The sequence below is a fragment of the Streptomyces milbemycinicus genome, from assembly GCF_002154605.1.
Taxonomy (GTDB): Bacteria; Actinomycetota; Actinomycetes; order Streptomycetales; family Streptomycetaceae; genus Streptomyces; species Streptomyces milbemycinicus.
In genome coordinates this window covers 1-8,438 of record NZ_MUNE01000241.1, presented here as the reverse complement: position 1 = coordinate 8,438, position 8,438 = coordinate 1, and the positions used below count along the sequence as shown (strand labels likewise).

General features: G+C 71.9%; 8 protein-coding genes. All 8 read right to left on the bottom strand.

Annotated features, from left to right (window positions below; all coding sequences use genetic code 11):
* Window positions 1–35: 35 nt before the first annotated feature.
* Entirely contained in the window at window positions 36–1,184 is a 1,149-nt protein-coding gene (locus CCN51_RS20300) for an ROK family glucokinase (protein WP_014175505.1), read from the bottom strand.
* Window positions 1,185–1,550: 366 nt separating this feature from the next.
* On the bottom strand, window positions 1,551–2,384 hold the full coding sequence (locus CCN51_RS20295) for an ATP-binding cassette domain-containing protein (RefSeq protein WP_014175506.1): 834 nt from the start codon (window positions 2,382–2,384) through the stop codon (window positions 1,551–1,553).
* The gene (locus tag CCN51_RS20290) at window positions 2,381–3,424 is read right to left on the bottom strand and encodes an ABC transporter permease (protein ID WP_043486535.1); all 1,044 of its coding nucleotides are present in this window, start codon (window positions 3,422–3,424) and stop codon (window positions 2,381–2,383) included. Before CCN51_RS20290 ends, CCN51_RS20295 begins: the two co-directional genes overlap by 4 nt.
* Window positions 3,421–4,410, bottom strand: coding sequence for a sugar ABC transporter substrate-binding protein (locus CCN51_RS20285; RefSeq protein ID WP_086013651.1), 990 nt, complete (start codon window positions 4,408–4,410; stop codon window positions 3,421–3,423). The genes CCN51_RS20290 and CCN51_RS20285 overlap by 4 nt, the downstream gene beginning before the upstream one ends.
* 228 nt (window positions 4,411–4,638) lie before the next feature.
* Complete coding sequence (locus CCN51_RS20280) at window positions 4,639–5,406, bottom strand: GntR family transcriptional regulator (protein ID WP_193383787.1); 768 nt, start codon at window positions 5,404–5,406, stop codon at window positions 4,639–4,641.
* A 79-nt stretch (window positions 5,407–5,485) separates the two neighbouring features.
* Entirely contained in the window at window positions 5,486–6,523 is a 1,038-nt protein-coding gene (locus CCN51_RS20275; protein ID WP_014175511.1) for an ABC transporter ATP-binding protein, read from the bottom strand.
* On the bottom strand, window positions 6,520–7,557 hold the full coding sequence (locus CCN51_RS20270) for an ABC transporter ATP-binding protein (protein ID WP_014175512.1): 1,038 nt from the start codon (window positions 7,555–7,557) through the stop codon (window positions 6,520–6,522). The genes CCN51_RS20275 and CCN51_RS20270 overlap by 4 nt, the downstream gene beginning before the upstream one ends.
* A partial coding sequence (locus CCN51_RS20265) for an ABC transporter permease subunit (protein ID WP_107426017.1) occupies window positions 7,554–8,438 on the bottom strand: 885 nt, incomplete at its 5' end. The genes CCN51_RS20270 and CCN51_RS20265, both read right to left, overlap by 4 nt.

Sequence of the window (8,438 nt, the reverse complement as noted above, 5' to 3'; positions counted from 1 at the left end):
GGCGGTGGGCGCGGCGGGGCGCTGCTCGGCGGCGGTCACTGGCGGCCCGCCTGGCCGCGCGACGCCAGCCACGGGGTGGCCCCGGCGCGCTCGTAGCGCTCCACACGGCGCCGGTTGGCGCGGCGGAAGCGGCGGGCGACCAGCCGGGCCAGGTCGGCGGCGCCGACCATGCCCGCCTCGGGGCCCAGCTGGGCCTTGACGATACGGGCCTCCGGCCGGTAGCCGCGGCCGGTCAGGGTGCGCCGGAACGCGTCCCGGGCCGGGCCGATCAGCAGATCGTCGGCCGCGCTGACGCCACCGCCGATGACGAAGCAGGAGGGGTCCAGGGCCGCGGCCAGATTGGCGATGCCGACGCCGAGCCACTGGCCGATGTCCTGCAGCAGCTCGACGCACATGGCGTCGCCCTCGCGGGCCAGCTCGGTGATCAGCGGCCCGGTGATCTCGGCGATGTTGCCGCCGACCCGGTCGATGATCCCGTACGCGACCGGGGACTCGGCGGCGGCCAGCTCACGCGCCTCCCTGACCAGCGCGTTACCGGAGCTGTACTGCTCCCAGCAGCCGCGGTTGCCGCAGGGGCAGCGGTGCCCGGCGGGCACCACCTGCATATGGCCGAACTCGCCCGCGACCCCGTACTTACCGCGCTTGACCTGGCCGTCCTCCAGGATCGCGCCGCCGATACCGGTGCCGAGCGTGATCATGACGAGGTGGTCCTCGCCCCGCCCCGCACCGAAGCGCCACTCGGCCCAGGCGGCGGCGTTGGCGTCGTTGTCGACCATCACCGGGACCGCCAGCCGCCCGGCGAGACGGTCGCGCAGCGGCTCGTTGCGCCAGGACAGGTGGGGGGCGAACAGGACGCGGTTGCGGTCCGCGTCGACCCAGCCCGCGGCGCCGATGCCGACCGCGTGCACGTCATGCCGGTCGGAGAGGTCGAGCACCAGCTCGGTGATGGTGTCCTCGACGACCTTGGGGCTCTTGGACTTGTCGGGCGTCTCGGTGCGCAGCTTCTCCAGGATGTTGCCGTCGGCGTCGACGACCCCGGCCATCACCTTGGTGCCGCCGATGTCGATGCCGACGGTGGGGACCCGGGGCGCGGTGAGATGCGACCGGCGCTCACGGGTGCCGACGGTGCGCAGTACGGTCGCCCGGGCCGATCCGCGGTGCACCCTTTCGCGGTAGAGGCTCATCGGCTCACCCCTTCACCGAGACCGGTTGCGGCAGGGTCGTCGGTTCCGACCGGGCCGCTCGCTACGAGGCCAGTGTCTCCGAGGCCAGTGTCGCCGAGGCCGGGGCCGACGGCCGCCGGGGCCCGGCCGGGCGGGCCCGCCGGGGCGGCGGCGCAGGCGTGGGGGGTGCGGTCGCTGCGGGTGCGTGCTCGCAAGAGTTCGTCGTCCCTGCGGGGGTCTCGGGAGGCCGGGGCCTCGGCGTACACGGTCGTGGCGGGTGGGGCCCGCCGTGCGATTGTGCCTCACCCGCGCCGGACGCCGCATGGCGAGTCCCGCCCCAGGGCGGGTGATCGCGCCATGCGGCGCCCGGCGTACCCCCGGGTTCGTTCAGACCTCTCCTGCCGCATCCTTTTCCACGGGCTCCGTCGGGCGGGCGAGCTCGTGGCTGAGCTGTTCCAGCTCGCTGCCGCCCGCCATCTGGCGGGTGAGCTCGTCGAGCGCGATCTCCGACTTGAGGTGGCTGCCGGCCATCGTGCCGCGCTTGAGGAGGACGAAGCGGTCGCCGACGAGATGGGCGTGGTGCGGGTTGTGGGTGATCAGCACCACACCGAGACCCGCGTCACGGGCGGCCGCGACGTACTTGAGCACCACCCCGGACTGCTTGACGCCGAGCGCCGCCGTCGGCTCGTCCAGGATGAGGACCTTGGCGCCGAAGTGGACGGCGCGGGCGATGGCCACACACTGCCGCTCGCCGCCGGAGAGGGTGCCGATGGGCTGGTCGACGTCGCGCAGATCGATGCCCATGCGCAGCAGCGCCGCCCGGGTCGTCCTGCGCATCGTCTCCACGTCGAGCCGTTTGAAGGGGCCGCGGCCCTTCCGGGGCTCGGAGCCGAGGAAGAAGTTGCGCCACACCGGCATCAGCGGCACCACCGCGAGGTCCTGGTAGACCGTGGCGATACCGCGGTCCAGGGCCTCGCGCGGCGAGCCGAGCCGGGCCTCCTCGCCCTCGATGGTGAGGCTGCCGGCATCGTGCTGGTGCAGCCCGGCCACGATCTTGATGAGGGTGGACTTGCCCGCGCCGTTGTCGCCGAGGACACAGGTGATCTCCCCGGCGTGCACTTCGAGGGAGACGCCCTGCAGCGCCTTGACGTTGCCGTAACTCTTGCTGACCTCGCGCAGCTCGATCAGCGGCGTCCGGGTAGCGGTGTCGGTTGTGGTCATTTCGCGGCCTCCGCCCGCTTGCGGACCCACCAGTTGAGCATCGTGGCGAGCAGCAGCATCGCGCCGAGGAAGAACTTGAACCAGTCCGCGCTCCACTGCGCGTACACGATGCCCTTGTTCGCCATGCCGAAGATGAACGCGCCGACGGCGGCGCCGATCGCCGAGCCGTAGCCGCCGGTCAGCAGACAGCCGCCGATGACGGCCGCGATGATGTACAGGAACTCGTTGCCCACGCCCTCGCCGGACTGGACGACGTCGTAGTTGAACAGCAGATGCTGCCCGGAGATCCAGGCCGCGAAGGCGACCCCCATGTACAGCCCGATCTTGGTGCGGTTCACGGGCACGCCGACCGCGCGGGCCGCCTCCTTGGCGCCGCCCACCGCGAAGATCCAGTTACCGGCGCGGGTGCGCAGCAGGATCCAGGTGGCGAGCGCGACCAGGCCGAGCCACCACAGGACGGTGACCTGCAGATCGACGTCCCCGATCGTCAGATGCGAGGCGAAGACCTTGTGGGCCTCGGGGAAGCCCTCCATGTCGGCGATGGTCTTGGTGGAGACCGTCTCGCTGATCAGCTTGGTGAAGCCGAGGTTGCAGCCCTGGAGGATCAGGAAGGTGCCGAGCGTGATGATGAAGCTCGGCAGCCCGGTGCGCACCAGCAGAAAGCCGTTGAAGAACCCGATGGCGAGGGTGGCCAGCAGGGACACCCCGATGCCGGCCCAGACGTTCGCCGTCATCTGGTACGAGAACATCGACGAGATCAGCGCGGAGGAGGTGACCATCACCCCGGTCGACAGATCGAACTCGCCGCCGATCATCAGCAGCGCGACCGGCGTCGCCATGATCCCGATGGTGGAGGCGGCGTACAGCACCGTGCTGAAGCTCGACCACTGCAGAAAGCTGTCCGCGACGACCGAGAAGAAGACGAAGACGGCGATGGCGCCGACGATCGCGCCGAGCTCGGGGCGGCCGGCCAGCCGGCGCGGCAGCGAGCGGCGCACCAGACGGTCGTCCTTGGTCACGGGTGGCGCGTCCGCGCTCATCGGGTCCCCCGCTTGGCGTACTTGGCCAGCTCGGCGGCGTCGTCCTTGGTGATGATCTGCGGCCCGGTGAGGACCGGCCGGCCGCCGCCGAGGACATCGGCGTTGTAGTGGTAGAGCCACAGCAGGTCCACGGCCTCGTAGCCCTGCATATACGGCTGCTGGTCGACGGCGAAGCCGAGGGTGCCGTTCTGGAGCGACTCGGCGACCTTGCCGTTGAGGTCGAAGGTGTCGATCTCCGCCTTGCTGCCCGACTGGTCCGCCGCCTTGGCCGCGGTGGCCGCGAAGGGCGCGCCGAGCGTCACGACGGCGTCGATGCCCTTGTCGGACTGGAGCTTCGCCTCGATCGTGGACTCGACGTCGGGCATGTTGGTGCCCTCGACGTAGACCCGCTCCAGCTTGCCGTCGAAGGTCTTCTCGGCGCCGTCGCAGCGCTGCTCAAGGCCGACGTTGCCCTGCTCGTGCAGCACGCACAGGGCCTTCTTGCGGCCCCGCTTGTTCAGCTCCTCGCCGACCGCCTCGCCCGCGATGGTCTCGTCCTGGCCGATGTGGCTCAGGGCCCCGAACGCCTTGGACTGCGCGGCCCCGGAGTTGACGGTGATGACCGGTATGCCCGCCTTCTCGGCCTTCTTGACCACGGCCTGCATGGCCTCGGGCTTGGCGAGGGTGACGATCAGCCCGTCGACCTTCTGGTCGATGTAGGTCTGCACCAGCTGGGCCTGGTCCTTGCCCTCCTCGTGGTGCGCGTAGAGGAACTTCACATTGTCCTTGCGGGCGGCCTCCTCGGCCCCGCTCTGGACGATGTCCCAGAAGGTGTCTCCGTCACCGGAGTGGGTGACCATGGCGAAGGTCATCCTCGGGGTGTTCACCGCCGCCCGCCCCGAAGCGTTCGCCGCCTGCTCGGCCCGCTCCTCGGCGCGCTTGCCGCCCGTACTGCTGCATCCCGCCGACGCGAACCCCAGCACCGCCGCAAGCACGGCAGCGGTCAACGCACGTGCCCCTGTCCCAACCCTGGCCACGAAGACCCAGCCCTTCTCGAAGACGTCCCGTTTCGGGGGCGTCCGGGCATGACCGATCGGCCCGGGCGCCGCCCAAGTATCCGTCACGGTGCACGGCCGGGGTCCAGGGGGTGTACGCCAGGGGTCCGGGGCTTTTTCCGGGGGCTTTTCAGGGGCGGTTCGTCTTCGGGTGGCCTTTCATGCGGGTAGGAGCGGTTTTCAGGGGCGTACGAGCAGCTGGAACTCGAAGGAGTAGCGCGAGGCCCGGTACGTGTGCGAGCCGTATTCGACGGCCCGGCCGGTGTCGTCGAAGGCCGTCCGCGCCATGGTCAGCAGCGGCGCACCCGCCGGCTCGCCCAGCTGCTCGCCCTCCTCGGCGGTGGCGGCGCGGGCGCCGACCGTCTGGCGGGCGCTGTGCAGGGTGATCCCGGCCGCGCGCATCAGGCGGTAAAGACCGGTCTCCTCCAGCTCGGCGCTGTCCAGTTTGAGCAGACCCGCCGGGAGGTGGTTGCACAGATGGGCCATGGGCTCGCCGTGGGCCAGCCGCAGCCGCTCGATCAGTACCACCTCGGTGCCCTCGGCGACCCCGAGGGCGGCGGCGACCTCGGCGGTCGCGGGCTCGGTGGTGTTGCGCAGTACGCGGGTGGCGGGGCGCTGGCCCGCGGTCTCCAGGTCGTCGTAGAGGCTGCTCAGTTCGAGCGGGCGCTTGACCTGGCTGTGCACCACCTGCGTGCCGACGCCGCGGCGGCGCACCAGCAGCCCCTTGTCGACCAGCGACTGGATGGCCTGGCGGACGGTGGGACGGGACAGGCCCATCCGCCCTGCCAGCTCTATCTCATTGCCGAGCAGGCTGCCGGGGGCCAGCCGCCCCTGCTCGATCGCCGCTTCGAGCTGCTGGGACAGCTGGAAGTACAGCGGGACGGGGCTGCTGCGGTCCACGCTGAACTGCAGCGCCTCCGCTGAGCCAGAGGAGCCTTCTTCCTGCATTGCCACGGGGCGAGCGTAGCCGGACGAGCACATGACGGGAAGTCGTGAAGTTCTGTTGTCCGGACAAACTACGCAGAACTTATCCCCGATCGCTGATAACGCTGTCAACGCCGTCCGCGTTGGTGCCCTCCGCGCTGTTCTCCCCGCGGTTCTCCCCGGCGTGCAGCCAGCACAGGGCCCGGTGCCCGGGGCCCACCTCGGCCTCCGGCGGCCGGCGCGCACAGGAGTCCATGGCCAGCGGGCAGCGCGGCCGGAACCGGCAGCCGTCGCCGACCACGATCTCCCGCCGCTCCGCATCCCGCCGCGCCCGCGCCGCGAGCCGGGCGATCCGAGCCGCGCGCGCCTCCTCCCGTGTGGCCCCGGAGCCGGTCGCGGCCGAGGCCAGCAGCTGGGTGTAGGGGTGCTTGGGGGCGAGGATCACCTCGTCGCTGGGGCCGCGCTCGACGATCTCGCCCCGGTACATCACCATCACCTCGGAGGAGAAATGGCGCGCGGTGGCCAGGTCGTGCGTCACATACAGCAGGGCGAGGCCCCGCTCGTCCTTGAGCCGGTCCAGCAGGCCCAGGATCTCCAGCCGGATCGAGACGTCCAGCATCGACACCGGCTCGTCGGCCAGCAGCACCTGGGGGCCCGGCGCGAGCGCCCGGGCGATGGCCACCCGCTGCCGCTGTCCGCCGGAGAGCTCGTGCGGGCGCTTACGGGCCACATCGGCCGGGGGCGTCAGATTGACCGAGCGCAGCAGCTCCTCCGCCTTCTGACGTACGTCGGCCCCGCGCCGCGCCTTCCCGTTGACCAGCAGCGGCCGGTGCAGATGGTGGCCGATGGTGTGGGCCGGGTTGAGGGAGGCGAACGGGTCCTGGAAGACCATCTGCACGGCGCGCCGGTAGTCCGCGCCACGGGTGCGGCGCGCCCCGTCGAGCCGAACCGCCCCGGCGGTGGGCGTCACCAGCCGGGACAGGGCGCGTACGACGGTCGACTTGCCGCTGCCGCTCTCCCCCACCAGCGCCAGGGTGCGCCCGGCCCGCAGGGCGAAGGACACCCCGTCGACCGCCCGGAAGGGCCGCCCGCCGGGCTGTGGGAAGTCGACGGTGAGCCCGGTCACCTCCAGTGCGGTCACGGCTGGCTCCCCTCGTGCAGGGGCCCCGCCGCCGCGGCGGCGGCGTGGGCCGGGTCGTGCAGATGGCAGGCGGCGTAGCCCCCGCCGGGCAGCGCCACCTGGCGCGGGGCGACCGTGCGGCACGGCGCGAAAGCCCGCTCGCAGCGGTCCGCGAACGGGCACCCGGCCAGCTCCTCGCGCAGATCGGGCGGTGAGCCGGGGATGCCGCGCAGCGCGCGCCGCTGACCGGTCAGCTCGGGGAAGGAGCGCAGCAGCCCCTGGGTGTACGGATGGCCCGCGCCCTGCGCGATGCGGTCGCACGGCCCGTACTCGACGATGCCGCCCGCGTACATCACCGCCAGCCGGTCGCTGATCTCCAGCAGCAGGGACAGGTCGTGGGTGATGAAGACGACGCTGAAGCCCAGCTCCTCGCGCAGCCGCTCCACCTCGTCGAGGATCTCCCGCTGCACGACCACGTCGAGGGCGGTCGTCGGCTCGTCCATGATGACGACCTCGGGTTCCAGGGCGAGCGCCATGGCGATGACGACGCGCTGGCGCATGCCCCCGGACAGCTCATGCGGGTAGGAGCGGATCCGGGCGGAGTCGATGCCGACCATGTCGAGGAGGGCGCGGGCGCGCTCGTGGCGCTCGGGTCCTGGCATACCGGGGCGGTGCGCGCGGAAGATGTCGTCGAACTGGCGGCCGATACGGGTCACCGGGTTGAGGGCGTTCATCGCGCTCTGAAAGACGATGGACAGCTTGTTCCAGCGGAAGGCGCGCAGCGCCTCGCCCTCCAGCGCCAGCAGATCGCTCGCGCCGCCGTCGCGGCCGTGGAAGGTCACGGAGCCGGCGGTGAGCTTGGCGGGCGGCTGCAGACAGCGGGCGACGGCGTACGCGAGGGTGGACTTGCCGCAGCCGGACTCGCCCGCGATGCCCAGCAGTTCGCCGCGGCGCAGCTCGAAGCTGACGTCGCGGACGGCCCGGGTCGGGCGGGTGCCGTCGTACGCCTCGTAGGCGACGTCGATGTGGTCGGCGCGCAGCACGGTGTCGCTCATCGCGCTTCCTTCTCCTTCCGCGGGCGGCGGGTGCGCAGCCGCGGGTCCAGGACCTCGTCGAGGCCGAAGCTGACGAGGGACAGGGCGGTGCCGAGGAGGGCGGTGCACAGCCCCGGCGGGACGAACCACCACCAGGCGCCGCCGGCCAGGGCCTCCGCGCCCTGGGCGAAGTAGAGCATCGTGCCCCAGGTGAGATGGGAGAGGTCGGCGAGGCCGAGGAAGGCCAGGCCGGTCTGGGTGAGCACCGCGAAGATCGCCGCGTGGATGAACTGCGAGACGATGATCGCCAGTTCATTGGGGACGATCTCCACGAGCACGATCCGCCATCGCTTCTCCCCGTAGACCCGCGCGGCCAGCACATAGTCGCGGGTGCGCAGCGAGAGGGTCTGGGCGCGCAGCACCCGGGCGGAGGCCGCCCAGCTGGTCAGGGCGATGGCGAGGATCGTGGAGGAGAGCCCGCCGCCCTTGACGTACGCCGAGACCACGATGACCAGCGGCAGTCCGGGGATGACCAGGAAGACATTGCTGATCAGGGAGATGGTCTCGTCGGCGACGCCGCCGAGGAAGCCGCCGCCGATGCCGATGACGACGGAGACGGCGGTGGCCAGGGCGGCGACCGCGGCGCCGATCAGCAGGGTGCCGCGGGCGGAGACCACGAGCTGGGCGAAGACGTCCTGGCCGGTCTGGGTGGTGCCGAGCCAGTGCGCCCCGGAGGGGGCCTGGCTCAGGTCCGCGCTGACCGCGTCGGGGTCGTCGGCGAGCCAGGGGCCGATCAGCGCGCTGAGCGCGAAGATCGCGAGGATACCGAGGCCGAGGGCCAGCCGGCGGGAGCGCAGCGCCAGGCGCAGCAGGCCGCGGCCGCCGACGGGGCGTTCCGGGGC

What these genes read in the sequence shown, in the direction of transcription:
- CCN51_RS20300 (WP_014175505.1), bottom strand. Translation starts at nt 1,184, where the DNA reads ATGAGCCTCTACCGCGAAAGGGTGCACCGCGGATCGGCCCGGGCGACC.
- CCN51_RS20295 (WP_014175506.1), bottom strand. Translation starts at nt 2,384, where the DNA reads ATGACCACAACCGACACCGCTACCCGGACGCCGCTGATCGAGCTGCGC.
- CCN51_RS20290 (WP_043486535.1), bottom strand. Translation starts at nt 3,424, where the DNA reads ATGAGCGCGGACGCGCCACCCGTGACCAAGGACGACCGTCTGGTGCGC.
- CCN51_RS20280 (WP_193383787.1), bottom strand. Translation starts at nt 5,406, where the DNA reads ATGCAGGAAGAAGGCTCCTCTGGCTCAGCGGAGGCGCTGCAGTTCAGC.
- CCN51_RS20270 (WP_014175512.1), bottom strand. Translation starts at nt 7,557, where the DNA reads ATGAGCGACACCGTGCTGCGCGCCGACCACATCGACGTCGCCTACGAG.